This is a genomic window from Micromonospora sp. NPDC023633, from assembly GCF_040640035.1.
In the GTDB taxonomy this organism is placed as follows: Bacteria; Actinomycetota; Actinomycetes; order Mycobacteriales; family Micromonosporaceae; genus Micromonospora.
Map to the genome: position 1 here is coordinate 1 of NZ_JBFABB010000142.1, position 15641 is coordinate 15641.

15 protein-coding genes are annotated in these 15641 nt (G+C 73.2%); 4 read left to right on the top strand and 11 right to left on the bottom strand.

What is annotated here, in order from left to right:
* Positions 1-34 precede the first annotated feature (34 nt).
* From AB0G13_RS29755 to eccCa, 10 genes are all read right to left on the bottom strand, one after another.
* Positions 35-1153, bottom strand: a complete 1119-nt coding sequence (locus AB0G13_RS29755; protein ID WP_357881350.1) for a hypothetical protein — start codon at positions 1151-1153, stop codon at positions 35-37.
* Between the two features lie 17 nt (positions 1154-1170).
* Entirely contained in the window at positions 1171-1719 is a 549-nt protein-coding gene (locus AB0G13_RS29760; RefSeq protein ID WP_357881352.1) for a hypothetical protein, read from the bottom strand.
* A gap of 60 nt (positions 1720-1779) precedes the next feature.
* Positions 1780-3309, bottom strand: coding sequence for a S8 family serine peptidase (locus AB0G13_RS29765; protein WP_357881354.1), 1530 nt, complete (start codon positions 3307-3309; stop codon positions 1780-1782).
* A 109-nt stretch (positions 3310-3418) separates the two neighbouring features.
* Complete coding sequence (locus AB0G13_RS29770; RefSeq protein WP_357881357.1) at positions 3419-3697, bottom strand: WXG100 family type VII secretion target; 279 nt, start codon at positions 3695-3697, stop codon at positions 3419-3421.
* 28 nt (positions 3698-3725) lie between these two features.
* Positions 3726-4034 carry a WXG100 family type VII secretion target gene (locus tag AB0G13_RS29775; RefSeq protein WP_357881360.1) on the bottom strand — a complete coding sequence of 103 codons (309 nt, stop codon included), beginning with the start codon at positions 4032-4034 and terminating at the stop codon, positions 3726-3728.
* Positions 4035-4198: 164 nt separating this feature from the next.
* On the bottom strand, positions 4199-4465 hold the full coding sequence (locus tag AB0G13_RS29780) for a hypothetical protein (RefSeq protein WP_357881363.1): 267 nt from the start codon (positions 4463-4465) through the stop codon (positions 4199-4201).
* Positions 4466-4492: 27 nt separating this feature from the next.
* On the bottom strand, positions 4493-5218 hold the full coding sequence (locus tag AB0G13_RS29785) for a hypothetical protein (RefSeq protein ID WP_357881365.1): 726 nt from the start codon (positions 5216-5218) through the stop codon (positions 4493-4495).
* Positions 5219-5249: 31 nt separating this feature from the next.
* Complete coding sequence (locus AB0G13_RS29790; protein ID WP_357881367.1) at positions 5250-5543, bottom strand: hypothetical protein; 294 nt, start codon at positions 5541-5543, stop codon at positions 5250-5252.
* A gap of 17 nt (positions 5544-5560) precedes the next feature.
* On the bottom strand, positions 5561-5983 hold the full coding sequence (locus AB0G13_RS29795) for a YbaB/EbfC family nucleoid-associated protein (RefSeq protein WP_357881370.1): 423 nt from the start codon (positions 5981-5983) through the stop codon (positions 5561-5563).
* Positions 5984-6065: 82 nt separating this feature from the next.
* The gene (gene eccCa / locus AB0G13_RS29800) at positions 6066-10028 is read right to left on the bottom strand and encodes a type VII secretion protein EccCa (protein WP_357881373.1); all 3963 of its coding nucleotides are present in this window, start codon (positions 10026-10028) and stop codon (positions 6066-6068) included.
* 167 nt (positions 10029-10195) lie between these two features.
* On the opposite strand from eccCa, the gene eccD reads away from it, so the two are divergent.
* Positions 10196-11593, top strand: a complete 1398-nt coding sequence (gene eccD / locus AB0G13_RS29805; protein ID WP_357881376.1) for a type VII secretion integral membrane protein EccD — start codon at positions 10196-10198, stop codon at positions 11591-11593.
* A gap of 9 nt (positions 11594-11602) precedes the next feature.
* Here eccD and AB0G13_RS29810 read toward each other — a convergent pair whose 3' ends face one another.
* Positions 11603-12676: a type VII secretion protein EccE gene (locus AB0G13_RS29810; protein ID WP_357881379.1), complete on the bottom strand. Its 1074-nt coding sequence runs from the start codon at positions 12674-12676 to the stop codon at positions 11603-11605.
* 260 nt (positions 12677-12936) lie between these two features.
* Between AB0G13_RS29810 and eccB the strand changes: the two genes are divergently transcribed.
* The 3 genes from eccB to AB0G13_RS29825 form a co-directional block, all read left to right on the top strand.
* On the top strand, positions 12937-14484 hold the full coding sequence (gene eccB, locus AB0G13_RS29815) for a type VII secretion protein EccB (RefSeq protein ID WP_357881382.1): 1548 nt from the start codon (positions 12937-12939) through the stop codon (positions 14482-14484).
* Between the two features lie 108 nt (positions 14485-14592).
* Entirely contained in the window at positions 14593-14961 is a 369-nt protein-coding gene (locus AB0G13_RS29820; protein WP_357881385.1) for a hypothetical protein, read from the top strand.
* Positions 14954-15641 (top strand): WXG100 family type VII secretion target (locus AB0G13_RS29825; protein ID WP_357881388.1); only part of this gene is annotated, 688 nt, incomplete at its 3' end. The genes AB0G13_RS29820 and AB0G13_RS29825, both read left to right, overlap by 8 nt.

A 15641-nucleotide genomic window follows, 5' to 3' on the forward strand; every position in this document is an offset into this window, starting at 1 on the left:
ACGACAGGACGGTAGGTGGGGTGGATGCCGGGCTTCATGCGGACTCTCCTTCGATGCCGGTCAGGTCGGCGCCGAGCTTGCCACCGGCGCCCCGGCCGCCACCGCGATTGGCGCCGGCCCCGCCGCCGCCCATCATCGGCCCCATGTTGGGGCTCACCGGCCGGCCGAGCGAGCCGCCGCCCGGGATCACGCCACCGCCGCCCAGCCCACCGCCACCGCCGCCCAGCCCGCCACCGGCGCCGAGCCCGGAGGTGCCGGGCAGGCCGCCGCCACCGCCGCCGCCGAGGGCGGGAACGGTCGGGGCACCGGCCCCGGCCAGACCGCTGCCGTAGTCGTCGGCGAGGCTGTCGGTGCTCGGGGTGTAGACGTCGCTCGGGTCGTAGCCGCCGTTGGGGTCGTAGCCGCCGCCGGTCAGGTTGGGGTGCGCGGTGGAGCCGATACCGGTGGTCCCGGTCTCGGGCATGCCGGCCCCGCTGAGCGACGGCATGCCGCCGCCCGGCATGCCGCCGGTCGAGGGCATCCCGCCCATGCCGGGCACGCCGCCGGTGCTGCCGGCGCCGGGACCACCGCCGAGGTTCGGGGTTTCCACCTTCGGGTTCGCGTGCTCGATCCCGGGGTTGCTCTGGCCGGGCGTACCCGAATCGATCGTCGTGTACTCGCCGCTGACCTGGTTGTAGACCTTGGCCGCTTCATCCGACTTGTCGTTGATCCAGTCCGCCAGCGAGGTGAGCGGATCGAGCAGGCCGAGGAAGTCGGGCTTGACCTTCATCTCGAAGAAGCCGGTGCTGATCACGAGGCGGCCGTTTCGCGCCTCCAGCACGTCGTTGACGCAGCTCGCCGGAATGGGAAACTCGGCCTGCGCGGCGCTCAGCTTGTCGGCCGCGTCGTTGAGCGACCGGACGATGCCGTTCTGGTTCTCGGCGTCCTCGACGATCCGGCCGGTGTCCTTGGCGATCTGCTTGACGTGGGTCTTGAAGGAGTCGTACGCCGGCCCCTTCCACACCTCACCCAGATCAGTGACGTTCTTCTCCAGGCTCTCCTTGACGGAGTTCAGGTTCTTCAGCAGTTGGTCCCAGCCCAGCGCGGCACTGGCGACGTCGCCCGGCCGCCCCGCGATGACGACCTGCTGGCACATCTCTTCCCAGCTCGGCATCCTGTCACCCTCCCCGTTCAGCCGTTGGATCCGCTGGTGGAGGCCTCGCTGAACGCGCGCTCCATCTCGGCCGCGGACATGGCGTTGGCCTTCTCCGCCGTCTCGTAGTTCTCCTTGACCTCACGCAGCGCGTTCGCCGCCTTGTAGAGGTCCTCGGCGAGCTTGCGGACGTTTTGCTGAGTGCTGGTGAACAGGCTGGAGTGCTTGCGGGCAAGGTCACCGGCCCGGTCGAAGCCGCCGAGCGGGCTCGACGCCCCGCCACCCACGGCACCCATGCCGCCAGCCGTGCCGCCCATCTTGTCCTGGATCTCGACCATCGTGTACGACTGCTTGTTCAGGAAGGAGGCGTGCGACTCGAGCCACTCGATGGCGCTGTCCAGGCTGGACGCGTCCCACTCGGTGTTGTCGCCGCTCTCGCCCGCCCCCGGCACCAGGCCGGAGGGCGTCTGCGCCCGGTTGACGTTGTCCATCGTGATGCCGCTGATGTGCACCGTGGGTGCCAGCGGGGTGATGGGCATGTAGGGGGTGTCCACCCGGAGTTCGTCCGGCTGCTCCGTCCTGTCCACCCGTGGGCTCGTCCGGTCTTCCGTCATCGGTTCCTCCCCGTCGCCGACTGACAATCTGGCTTACTGCTGGTGCCCGCCGGGAGCCGGCGGAGGTGGCGGTGCCGTCGGCGCGGTGCCGGGTGGCGGCCAGGCACCGGCCTGGGGCGCCGGCGGCACGCCGTACGGATTGGGCCCGCCGGTGGGCATCGGGCCGTACCCGGGCGGAGGTCCCGCCTGGGGCGGAACGGGCGGGCCCATCGGCGCCCCGCCGGTCGGCGGGTGTCCGGGCGTACCGAACTGCGGGTTGGGCGGCATCCCCGGGGCGCTGCCCGGCGGGTGACCGGGGGGTGGTGGGTAGCCGGGCGGGCCGGCCTGTGGACCGCCGGTTGGCGGATAGCCGGGCGGGCCGGCCGACGCGGGATAGCCGGGCGGGCCCGGGGGCGTCGTCTTCCGCCGGGACCGGCGCACCAGCACGATCACGAGGATCAGCAGCGCCAGGGGCACGGCCAGGCAGAGCCCCGCCTGGATCAGCGCGCCGGTGCCCTTCTTCATGCTGATCGACACGGCCGGCCCGTCGTCCTCGGGCGGGTTCGCCGCGCCCGCGGACGGGGCGGCAGGGGTCGCGGCACCGGTGAGCAGCGGGTGAGCATCCACCGCCGGCACGGACCGGGTCAGCGCGGCGAGCGGGTCAACCGCGCCGAAGCCGTACTGGCTGTCGCGGCCGGTCGGGCCCTTGTCACGGGCGGTGCGGATCAGCCGGTTCACCACGTTGGCCGCGTCGAGGTCCGGGTACTTCGCGCGGACCAGCGCCGCCACACCGGACGTGATGGCGGCGGCGTCGCTGGTGCCGCTGCCGAGGCCGTAGCCGTTGTGCGAGACCGACTTGGGCCGGGGGGAGATGATGTCCTCCATCGGCGAGGCGAGCACCGCCTCCGGCCCGCTGACGCTCTCGGCGAAGTGCCCGCCGTCCTTCGCCAGGCCGGTCACCGCGATGACGCCGGGAATGTTCGCCGGGCTGGTGACAGCCCGTTCGCCCTGCGTCCGGTTGCCCGCCGAGGCGACCAGCACGACGTCCTTGTCCAGGGCGTACCGGACGGCCGCGACCTCGGCCGGGGTGGGCGACGCGGCGCCGCCGACGGACATGTTGATCACATCCGCGCCGGCGTCGGCCGCCCAGCGGATGCCCTCCGCGAGATCACCCGTGTCCATGGAACTGCCGAGGGCGACGGGCAGGATCCGGGCCTCCGGTGCGATGCCGAGGTGCCGCATCACGCCGCCACCGCGCGAGGCGATGATCCCCGACATCGCCGTGCCGTGGGCCTTCTCCTTGTCGTCGTCACGCCGGGCGTCGGAGGCGGTCGCGGCACCCACACCCTTGCCCGGCAGGATCTGGCCGCGCAGGTCGGGGAGGCTCGCGTCGACGCCGCTGTCGAGGACGGCGACGGTGACGCCCTTACCCTTGGAGATCTTGTGCGCCTGAGGGATCTTCAGAAAGTCGAGATACCACTGGAGACCGCGCACGGTGTTGGCGTGTGCCGGATCCGGCGCGACCAACGGTCCGGTGCCGGCGCCGACGGCCAACGCCACCGCGGCGACGGCCAACCTGAGCAACGGCCGCGAAGGCTTCCCCGTACGCATGATTCTCCCAGGAGCTATCGGCGCACAACGCGTCGCGGCTCCGGTCCGGTCGAGCCGGACCGGAGCCGCGTCGGCGATGGTGTCAGTTCCACGCCTTGGCGTTGCTCATCTCGGTGCTGACGTAGTTCTCGCGGGCGATGCCCACCGCGCCACCGATCTCGTTCAGGATCTTGTTGATGTCCCGGACGGCGGCGTCCCACTGCGCCTGGTGCTGCTGGTACGCGACACGGTCCTCACCGTCCCACTGCAGCTTCGACAGCATCGAACGCAGCGTGTCCAGCTTCTCGTCGATGGTCCGCGAGATGGCCTGCATCTGCTGGTTGCTGCTCTCGAGGACAGCGTAGTCGACCTTGATGCTCATGAGTTCCTCCCCTGCTCGTCTCGGCGGATCACGGGTTGAGTGCAGAGTGGAACTTGTCCAGCATCTGCTGCTGCTCTTCGTCGTTGACCTGGTGCGTCGTACCCGACTTGTCAAGCAGGTCGGCGATGTTGTCCATCGCCGTCAGCAGCTTGGCCGTGTCCTCGTTCCAGCGCACCATCAGCGACTGGAAGCCCGTGGACGCCTGCCCCTTCCAGGCGATGGCCAGGTCGTCGACCACGTTCCACAGCTTCTTCAGCTCGCCGTCGACCTCGCTGCGCGTGGAGCGCACGTCACCCGCGGCGGTATGCAGAGTCGCTGCTTCGACCTCGAACGCCATGCTTCACACCCTTCCGTCTTTTTGTGGCGGCGCAGTCGCCGCGTCCTCCCCCGCCGCAAGGCAATCACCCCACCGACGGACACTCAGCCAAGACCGTAGCGGACGCCGTCCAGTCCGCGCAGCCCTGCCCCGGCCGGCCTGCCAGCCGCTCGACGCCACGTCCTCTAGGAGGAACGGAAGTACGAGCGGACGTGCATCACCAGGCCCCCCACGAATATGACGACCAGCAGCACCACCAGGGTCCACTGCAGTCCGTCGTCCCCCGCGACGGAACCGAGCGCCACCGCGAACGCGGCCGCGCTGCTGAGCACGGCGATCTCCGCCGCCCGCCGGACCGGACGCGAGCCGGTCACCTGCGCGACCACTCCCAGCACGACGAAGACCGGCATCGCGACCAGCGCGTACCCGAACAAGACTGCCTGCCACGCCACGAGGCCGCCCACCTTCCGTTCGGCCGCTCAGGCCGCGTAGAACCCCGAATCCTGCACCCAGTCGATCTTGATGTCCTTGATGTCGGGATCGGGCCCCGAGGCGAAGCCCGGCTTGGACTCGGCGGTGAACTGGTGCACCTCGGCCCCCCGGAACGAGCTCGTGATGGTGGAGAGCACCGACCCGATGTCCTGGAAGACGAGCGCGATGATCGCCATGCTGGCGGTCAGGCCGGCCACCCCGATCGCGTTCGCCAGCGGGATGGTGGGCGGGAACGCCTGGAGCGCCACCGCCGCGATGACCGCGATCAGGATCGTCGTCAACACGGCGACCAGCGCGTCGATCACGGAGTTGTAGTGGTCCTGGAGGCCCTGCAACGCGTCCTTGTTGGCGTTGAGCGCCTCGGCGAGAGCCGCGACCTCCATGTTGAGCTGCTGCACGAACTTGTCGAACGCCTCGCGGTCCTCGAAGTTCCACTCCTCGGCGGACGGCGGCACGCTCTCCATCGCCTTGCCGAACTGGTCCCCGCCGAGATAGGCGGCCGCGTCGCCCCAGTTCTTGATGGCCTTGGAGATCTCGTCGTTGTCGAAGGACTCGAGGTGGACGATGGCGGCGACGAGGATGCCGGCGCCGGCCAGCCACATCCAGTTGGCGCGGGCTGCCCCGGCCAGCGTGCGCACCGGCGCGGTCTGCGCCGCGACACTGTGCGTCCCCACCACCGAGCCCGAGGAATTGGCGATCAGGATCTCCGGCATCAGCGCCTCCCTGCGTCCTGTGCCCGCGCGATCACTTGACCACCCAGGGCTGGTCCGACTTCTCCCAGTTGCTTGCGGTCTTCTCGAGGTTGTCGGCGGCCCTCTGGAGGTGCTCGACGCCCTTGCTCAGGTTGTCGACGTGCTCGTCGATCACCGCGTTGTGCCTGCCCACGGCACCGATGCCCAGGATGGTCATGGACATGCCGGAGAGCCTGACCTCGTCCAGCTTCTCCTTCGCGTTCCGCAGGAACGCCTTCGGGCCGTCCTCCGCGGCGAGCTTCTTCGCGGCACCCCGGATCGCGCCGACGTCGACCTTGTTCGCCACTGTCCTCCCCTTCCCCGTCAGCCGCGCAGCCGGCGCAACGGGTCGTTGATGTCCACCCCGAACTGGCGGAACCACTCCTCCGGGGTCACCTTCCCCGCCTCGGCCCGCCGGACCAGGTCCGCGCCGCCGACCATCTCCTCCACCAGCTCGCGCTGCCGCTCGGCGTGTGCGGCGTAGGCGGCATCGATCGCGGCTTGGAGCGACTCGACCAGGCTGAAGCTGTCCAGCCGCATGGCGCGGGGGTCGAGCTGGATGTCGCCGACCTTCATGTCGCCGTCGACGGTGACCTGGACCAGGCCGTCGGGGCTCTCGCCGGTGACCCGCAGCTCGGCGCGCTGCTGCTGGAAGTCCGCCAGCCGACGCTGCTGCTCCTGCGCCTGCCGCAGGAGCCCCTCGAGACCGGCCGCTCCCGCGCCGGGCGTCCACGATGTACTCAACACGGTCCTCTCGTCGGCTGCGGCGCTCGTGCCGCAGGCTACCGGATGCGATCACCCCCGGCCGACCCAGCGGCAGGCCGGCTCGTCAGATGGGCTCCGACCAGGCGGTCTGGATGAGCTGCTGGCCGTCCCGACGGCGCACCAGGGTGCCTCGCCCCGGCGGCTGCGGGCTCGGCCGCAGGGTGCCGAAGACCGCGCCCTCCTCCCGGTTGCCGGACATCAGCAGGCCGGGCTGGTCCAGCTCGCGCAGGCGTTGCAGGACCGGCTCGTAGAGCGCCCGGGCCACGCCACCCACCCGCCGGGTGATGATCAGGTGGAGGCCGATGTCGCGGGCCTGGGGCAGCAGCTCGTGCAGGGCGCTGAGCGGGTTGTTCCCGCCCGAGGCGACCAGGTCGTAGTCGTCGACCAGGATGTAGAGGTCCGGCCCCTTCCACCAGCTGCGGTCGCGCAGCTGCGCGGTGGTGACGTCCGGGCCGGGCAGCCGGTTGGACAGCGCGTTGCGGATCGAGCCGAGCCCCTGCGCGAAGACCTGGTTCGACGGCGCGTAGTCGAGCAGATGGTCCCCCTCGACCGCACCGAGCAGACCGCGCCGGTAATCGGCGATGACCAGCCGGGCCTGCGCCGGGCTGTACCGCTCCGTGATGCCCCGCGCGATCAGCCGCAGCAGGTTGGTCTTGCCGCACTCGGCGTCACCGAAGACCGTCAGGTGCGGCTCGTTGATTAGGTCGAGGTAGACCGGGGCCAGCGCCGACTCGTTGACGCCGATCGGCAGGCCCGGCGCCGACCGGTCGACGACCCGGGCCAGCTCGCTGACGGGCAGCCTGCGCGGCAGCAGCCGCACCTTCGGCGCCGGCTGACCCTTCCATGCCTCCGCGACGTGCCGGGACAGGGCGATGGACGCCTCGGTCAGGTCGTCGATGTCGCGCCGGCCGTCGATCCGGGAGATGGCGGTCAGGAAGTGCAGCTTGTCGCGGGTCAGGCCGCGCCCGGGCGAGCCGGTCGGGACGTTCGCCGCCGCCCGCCGGTCGATCTCCGACTCGTTGGGGTCACCGAGACGCAGCTCCAGCTTCGTGCCGAGCAGGTCCCGCATGTTGATCCGGATCTCCGCCCACCGCACGGCGGTCAGCACCACGTGCACGCCGAAGCCCAGGCCACGGTTGGCCAGGGTGGTGATGGTCTGCTCCAGCTCCTCGTACTCCTGGCGCAGGGTGTTCCAGCCGTCGACGACGAGGAAGACGTCGCCGAACGGGTCGTCGGCGAACTCCCCGGCCGCCCGGCGCCGGCGGTAGCTGGCCACCGAGTCGATGCCGTGCTGGGCGAACCGGTTCTCCCGCTCGTCCAGGACGGCCACCACCTCGGCCACCGTACGGCGTACCGCCTCGGTGTCCCGCCGCCCGGCCACGCCGGCCGTGTGCGGCAGCCCGTCCAGGCTGCGCAGCGCGCCACCGCCGAAGTCCAGGCAGAAGAACTGCACCTCGCGCGGGGTGTGGGTGAGCGCGAGCGAGGCGAGCATGGAACGCAGCATCGTGCTCTTGCCGCTGAGCGAGGCGCCGACGATCACCACGTTGCCGCCCGCGCCGGCCAGGTCCACGAGCATCGGGTCGCGGCGCTGCTCGTACGGCCGGTCCACGACGCCGATCGGAGCGGCCAGCCGCCCGCGACCGCCCCACGAGGCGGTGCAGAGGCCGAACCTGGGGTCGACGCTCAGCGGCGGCAGCAGCTCGCCCAGCCCCGGCGGCTCGGCCAGCGGCGGCAGCCAGACCTGGTGCGCCGGGCGGCCCCGCCCCTTCAACCGGTCGATCAGCACGTCCAGCATCGCCACGGTCCTGCCGTCGGCGGCCTGCTCCGGCTCGGGCGCGTCCGGCACCGGCAGGGTCGGGTTCTGCACCGGCACGAAGTCCACCCCGTACCGGACGATCCGGCGCTGCACCATCGCCCGCGACGACACGGCGGCCTGCCCCGGGGCTTGGTACGGCCCCGACACGTACGCGGCCCGGAACCGCAGCATGGTGCTGGTGTCGGTCTTCAGGTAGCCGTGGCCGGGGGCGCTGGGCAGCTCGTACGCGTCCGGCACGCCGAGCACGATCCGGCTCTCGACCGCCGAGAAGGTACGCAGACCGATCCGGTACGACAGGTGGGTGTCCAGGCCGCGCAGCTTGCCCTCCTCCAGCCGCTGGCTGGCCAGCAGCAGGTGCACGCCGAGCGACCGGCCCAGCCGGCCGATCATCACGAAGAGGTCGATGAAGTCGGGCTTCGCCGCGAGCAGCTCGCTGAACTCGTCACAGATGATCAGCAGGCTGGGCATCGGGTCCAGCGGCTCGCCGGCCGCCCGGGCCTTCTCGTAGTCGTATCGGGAGACGTAGTTGCCGGCGGCCCGCAGCACCTCCTGGCGGCGGTTCATCTCGCCGGCCAACGCGTCCTTCATGCGGTCGACCAGCGTCAGCTCGTCGGCCAGGTTGGTGATCACCGCGCTGGTGTGCGGCAGCACGTCCAGCGAGGCGAAGGTCGCGCCGCCCTTGAAGTCGACCAGGACGAAGTTGAGCTCCTCGGAGGAGTGCGTCACGGCCAGCGCCCCGACGATCGTCCGCAGCAGCTCGCTCTTGCCGGAACCGGTCGCGCCGATCACCAGACCGTGCGGGCCCATGCCCTCGTGCGCGGACTCCTTGAAGTCCAGCTCGACCACGTTGCCGTCCGGCCCGAGGCCGAGCGGGATGCGCAGCCGGTCTCGGTGGCTGCGCGGACGCCAGGTCTGCTGTACGTCGACGGTCGCGGCGTCCCCGACGCCGAGCAGGTCCGGCAGCTCCATGCTCTTCGCCAGCGGCTCGTCCGACGTGGTCTGCTGCTGCGACAGCCGGTACGGGGCGATCTGCCGGGCCAGCCCCTCGGCGGCGGCCTCGGTGAGCCGGTCCGGCCGGCCGAGCCGCGACGAGGACGTGCCGCGGACCAGCTCGAGGGAGCTGCCGTCGCCCACGTCGAGGCAGAGCAGCCAGCGGCCGGCGTCCCGGGGCACGGTGCCGGAGAGGTCGATCACGGTCGCGCCGAGCAGCCCCGGCCCCATGAGCTGGCAGGCCGCCGAGACCTCACCGCCGTCGATCACCACCACGAGGTGCGCCGCGCTGGTCAGCGGCTTCGCCTCCGGCGCGAACCGGGGCCGGCCGGCCAGCTCGCCGGCGAGCGCCTCCTCGGCCTCGGCGAGGCTCGCGAAGACCATCCGACGGGCGCCCGCCGCGTCGGTCCGGGCGCTGTGGTGGTTGTGCGGCAACCACTTCACCCAGTCCCAGGACGGCTGCCGGTCCGGCGCGGCGACGATCGCGACGACCATGTCGTCCGGGGCGTGGAAGGTGGCGAGCTGGCCGAGCGCGGCCCGCGTCAGGTCGAGCACCGGCTCCCGGTCACCGCGCAGGACCACCCGGCTGAACGCCCGCACGGAGAGCGCGGTCGGCAGGTCCGGCACGCTCGAGTGGGCGCGGACGAAGCGACGCAGCGCGATGGCGCTCATCGGCTCCAGGTCCTCGACCGGCTTGGTCTCCGGCGGGACGATCTCCACGGCCAGGCGCTGCGGGCCGGTGGCGATCCGGGTCTCGCCGAAGTCGTCCTCGGTGATCCGCCGCTCCCACAGCCGGCGGGAGGCGGCGATCGACCAGAGCGCGTCCGGCTCCGGGTGCCGCCAGGCCATCGCCGCCCGCTGCTGCTCGGCGGCGCGCCGGGTGCGCTTGCGCATCTGGGCCAGGTAGCGCATGTAGTCGCGCCGGTCGGCGTTGAGTTCGGCCTTGTCGTCGTTGCCGTTGCTCAGCGACCCGATCGCCATGCCCAGCATCGAGACACCGAAGAGGCCGCCGGCGATGTAGGTCATCGTGCCGCCGCCCCGGCCGGCGTAGAGGAACGCCATGGCGCCCACGCCGCAGACCATGGGCAGGATCATCAGCAGCTGCCCCATCCCGCGCGGGGTCGGCTCGGGCAGCTCCGGAGGCGACTCCAGCAGCACCTCGCCTCGCGGCAGCGCAGGCCCCGGCTGACGCGGGAGCCGGCGGAACACCACCGTGCTCACGGCTGTCTCCTCCCCAGAAGCGGCCCTGACGAAGTTCGCGAGCGACCAGAGTCGTCGGGTGGGCATCGTACGTGCCCGCCATCGTAGGTAATCTCCCGTGGGCGTCAGGAACCCATGCGTCGGTACCGCCGGCCAGGGGTGATCGAAGAGAGCGCGAGGAGGCCACTGTGGCGACAAAGACGGCGACCGGCGGCCTGAGCCGGATCACCATCGTGGCGCCCCGCACCCGGATGGACCTCGCGCTGCCGTCGGACGTACCGCTCGCCGACCTGCTGCCGACCCTGCTCCGTTACGCGGGTGAGGACCTGGCCGACGAGGGGGTGCGGCACGGCGGCTGGAGCCTGGCCCGGCTGGGCGGCCAGCCGCTGGACGGCGGGCGGACCGCCACGCAGCTCGGCATCCGCGACGGCGAGGTGCTCTACTTCAACCCCCGGTCCGCCACCGCGCCGGAGATCGTCTTCGACGACGTGGTCGACGCCGTGGCCACCGCCACCAACCAGCGCCCGGGCGCCTGGCAGGTCGGCACCACCCGGTCCTTCGCGGTGCTCTTCGCCGCCGCGGCGCTCGGCGCCGGCGCGGTGGCGGCGCTGTTCACCGGGCCGCCGCACCTGCCCGGCGCGCTGGCCGCGCTGGTCGTGGCGGTCGCCTTGGTGGTCGCCGCGGCCGTGTTGTCCCGGGCCGCCGCCGACAGCGCGACCGGGTCGGTGCTGGGGGTCGTCGGCCTGGTGTACGCGGGGGTCGGCGGCCTGCTGCTGCTCGCCGGCGACCGCCCGCTCACCGAGCTGGCCGCCCCGCACGTGCTCTTCGGCGCCACGGCGGTGGTGCTCTGCGCGGCGGTGGCCGCGCTGGCCGTCGGCGACCGGCTCCCGCTCTTCTTCGGCGCGGTCGCGGTCGGCGCGGCCACCGGCCTCGGCGCGCTGGTCAGCCTCGCCTTCGACACCGACGCGCCGGCCGCCGCCGCCGTCGTCGCCGCGGTCGCGTTCGGCGCGGTGCCGGCGCTGCCGATGGCGGCGTACCGGCTGGCCCGGCTGCCGGTCCCGTCCATCCCGACCGGCCCCGACGACCTGAAGAGCGACACCGAGTCGGTGGACGGCCGGCAGGTCCTCCAGCTCAGCGAGCGGGCCGACGAGTTCCTGACCGGCCTGCTCTGGACGGTGTCGCTGCTGGTGCTCGGCGCCCAGGTCGTGCTCGCGCTGCACGGCAGCCTGCCGGCGGTGCTGCTCTGCCTCGTGCTGGCCCTGCTGTCGCTGCTGCGGGCCCGGCCGTTCCTGGGCCGCGCCCAGCGCACCCCGGTGCTGTTCGCCGGCACGGCGGGGCTCGGCCTGACCGCCGCCGCCACGTTCGGCAACGGCTCGACGGCGGTACGCCTCGGCCTGATCCTCGGCGGCCTGGTGTTCGCGGCCGTGGTGAGCCTGATCTACGGGCTCACCGTGGCCGGCAAGCGGATCTCCCCGGTCTGGGGCCGGCTGCTCGACATCGTGGAGATCATGCTGATCATCGCGCTGGTCCCGCTGGCCTTCTGGGTCGTCGGCCTCTACGGCTGGATCGTCAACCTCCGCCCCTGACCCGCGCTCTCAGTCGGTCGGGTGCAGGGTCGTGACGGTGGTGGCCGCCGGAGCCGTGGCGTAGACGCCCGGGCCGTGCTGGCCGTCCACCGGGCGGGCCGGTGCGCCGGACCGGCGCGCCACCTCCCGTACCGCCTTGACCAGCGCCTCCACGTGGTCGTCGAGCGCCGCGACCCGGAGCATCGGCGGGGCCACGCGCCCGCCCGGCAGCACCACGGCGGCCAGGGTGTGCGACGGGGCCGACGTCGCCGTCACCGCGTCCACCAGCGGGCCGAACGGCGCGTCGGCCCGGGGCCGCAGGACCAGGCAACGCTGGGTCCAGCCGCCGCCGCGCAGGCCGGTCCAGGTCTCCGCGGGCGGCGTCGGCGCCAGGTCCAGCCCGGCCGCCGAGACCACCGCCGCGCGCAGCTCGTCGCGGCTGAGCGGCCGGTGGTCGAGCCCGGCCGCGGTCAACGCCTTGCCCAGCCGGCCGATCCCGGCGGAGAGCGTGCGGTGCACGCCGGGCATCCCGCCACCCCGGCTCACGGTCTCGACGCGGGCGTCCCGCACGGAGAGCCGCAGCGCCAGCCAGACCGTCCGGTGGGCCGCGGGCGGCGCTCCCGGCGCCGGGTACCAGACCAGGGTGTGCGAGACGACCTGGGCGCGGGTGACCGGGCCGGTGAAGTCGGCGAGCACGCGCAGTGCCCGGTCCATCACCGACGCCTCCACCGACCCGGCGGGCGCCCCGGCCCGGCCCTGCAGCGCCACCGCCGCGAACCAGCCCTGCGCGTCCTGCCCGATGCCGAGGCGGGTGCCGCGATCCGTGAGCTCGGTCACAGTCAGCTCGGGGGCCAGGGCGGCCAGCCTCGGGTCGGCCCCGCCGCCCGCCGCGACGATGCTCCTGGCCGCCTCCCGGCGCCGCCGCAGCCGGCGGCGCAGCAGCAGGTCCTCGTACCACCAGCGGCCACCGCGGCGGGCGAAGACCGCGACCACCACCGCCAGCGACAGCGCCCCGACGGTGCCGGCCAGCCAGACCGGCCCGCCCAGCGCCGCCCAGGCGGCCAGGGCGCAGAGTTCCAGCACCACGAGCTGCCCCACGGCCACGGGTCCGATCCGACCACGGTCGCGCCGGTCGGCCGGGACGACCGGCCGCTTGGCGGCGCCGGACGGCTGCGGTGCCGGACGACCGGGTGGCGCCTGAACCTGCGTCATCGCTGACAGTCCCTTTCTGGGCGGCGGAGCGTCCGTCGGATCAGGTCGGGCGCTGGTCCCGGTGACCCGTCGACGGCCCCTTATCGTAGGGAAGCCCGCGACACCGACTCGGACCTGCTCGTCGCGGACCCACCCCCCGCCGGAGGTAAGTCATGCGGACCCGCCGCGATCAGGTGCAGGCGTACCGCTTCGTCACCCGCCGGATCGTCTCGGCGCTGCTGTCGGGCGACCCGGAGACCAGCAACCTGCCGATGCGGCGGCTCGGCATGGCGGTCTTCGGCAGCGTCATCGCCGCGGCCGTGGTGCTCGGTGGCGTCGGCGCGTACGGGCAGTTCACCGGCAACACGGCGCCGCTGGAGCCGAACACCCTGGTGATCGAGCGGGAGACCGGGGCGACGTACGTCTTCGTCGACGGGCAGCTGCATCCCACCCTCAACTACGCCTCGGCCCGGCTGATCATCAACGAGCCCGCCCCGCAGGTGCGCACGATGTCCCAGGCGTCGATCCGGGACCGGCCCCGGGGGCGTACGGTCGGCATCGTCGGCGCCCCGGACGCGCTGCCGGACCGGAAGTCCCTGACGGGCCTGCCCTGGTCCGTCTGCGACGTCCCGGACCCGGCCGATCCCCGGCGGTCCGGCACCCGCGTGGTGATCGACCGCCCCCTGCCCGGCGGTGCGCCGCTCGGCGACCGGGCCGTGCTGGTGGAGGCCGACGGCCAGCGGCACCTGCTCACCGGCGACACGCGGTTGCAGGTGACGGGCGGCGACTCCGCGCTCGCCGCGCTGCGGATGGCCAACGCGCCCCGCCTGCCCGTGGGGCAGCAACTACTCAACGCCGTGCCGGCCGGGCCGGTCCTGCGCAAGCCGGCGATCGCGGGCCAGGACGAGGCCAGCACCCTGACCGAGCGCCCGGCCAGGGTCGGTCAGGTCTTCCGGGCGGCGGGCCAGCACTACGTGCTCACCCGGGAGGGCCTCTCCGCGATCGGCGAGATCAGCGCGCTGCTGCTGCTGCGCGACGGCGGCCAGGTCACCGACATCACCCCGGCGCAGGCCGGCAAGCTGCTGACCGACCAGCGGGCGGAGGAGGCCGGGATGCCGCAGGCCCTGCCCGCGCTGCACCCGGTCACCGAGGGCCGGACGGCGGTCTGCGCGACCTACCGGGCGGGCACCGACGGCGGGCCGCCCACCACCACGCTGGAGGTCTTCGACCGCGTGCCGGCGGAGCTGGCCGCGCCCGGCGCGGTTCCGGTGCGGCAGAGCGCGCGCGACGGCGTGCGCACCGCCGAGGGCGTGCTGCTGCCCGGCGGCAAGGGCGTGCTCGTGCAGGCCACGCCCGGGTCCGGCGAGAGCGGCACCGCCGCCCCCGGCGCGACCGTCTACCTGATCAGCGCCCAGGGCGTCCGCTACCCGCTCGGCGTCGGCGCCATGTCGGCGCTGGGCTACGAGGGGGTCACCCCGCTGGCCGTACCCGCGTCGCTGCTGGCCCTCGTGCCCACGGGGCCGACCCTCTCGCGGGACGACGCGCTCTCCCACTTCGCGCCCGGCCCCGCGCCGTCGGCGCCGGCGGGCGGCCCGGCGAAGCCGACCGGCAGCCCCACGCCGGACCGGTCCGGCGCGTCGGCGACGCCCTCCGACGAGCCCGCGTCGGGGGCTCCCGCCTCGTCCGGCTCGTCGTCCCCCACCCCGGAGGCGGACGGCTGAGCGGGGCACGTGGTGGATCGGCGCCGGCGGCGGGTCGCCCGAGTCGCGCCGGTCGACTAACCTGAGCGCTGCCAACGGTTATCGACGATGACGTACGGGGATGCTGCCATGACCGGGCGCACGACAGTCGACCTGCTGTCCCTGGAAGACTTCCACCTGAAGTTGGCCAACCGGCTGACCGAGGCGGAGAAGGCGTTGCGGAAGCTGAGCACCGAGATGCAGTGCCGGCCTCCGGCGCTGGGCTCGTTCGCCGACGCCACCCAGAACTCCCGCCGCTACTCCGACATCCACCAGTCCTATGTGGACCAGGTCGACCGGCTGCGTGCCGCCGTGAAGGCGGCGCAGAGCGCCACCGCGACGATCCTGGCCAACTACCGCACCGCCGAGGAGCGCAACGCGGCCAACTCCGCCGACATCGCCGCCGCGCTGAACGGGGTCGACGACGCGTTGAAGCGGAAGGAGGATCCGCGTGTCTGAGTACACCCAGCGCTACCAGCACGTCAGCCACCAGCAGCTCTACGACTCCGTGATGGCCGGCCAGCCGGGCCAGATCGACGGCGTCGCCGCGCAGTGGACGGCGCTCAAGGGCATGCTCGACGGGCTGTCCCGCGAGCTCAGCGGCGACCTCGACAAGCTCGCCAACACCTGGACGGGCTCGGCCTCGCAGGAGTTCCAGCGGCGGTTGACGCTCGTCACCGAATACGCCGACAAGCTCGGCGAGGGCATGGCGGACGTGAGCCGGGGCCTGACCCTGATGGCCGGCGAGCTGCGCACCGCCCGCGAGCAGGCGGAGAGCCCGGCCGAGACCGACGACCACGACCAGGCGGTCTCCGGCGCGGCCAAGGGCGCCGTGTTCGGCGTGCCGGGCATGATCGTCGGCGGGCTGCTGGGCCACCAGCAGGACAAGGCCGAGCAGGAGAAGGCGCACCAGCGCATGGTCAAGGTGGTGGCCGAGCTGGCCGCCGGCTACGACCTCTCCGCGTACGGCCGGCTCGTCGCGCCGCCGCCGCCGCACCCGGACACCCCGGGCACGACCAGTGGCGATTCCTCGACGACCCCGCGCAGCGGCCCGGGCGCCCGCACGCCGACGGCCGCGCCGGGCACCACCGGCCTCGCCGGGCAGCCGGGCGGCGCCCCCGACCCCGCCCCCGACCGGC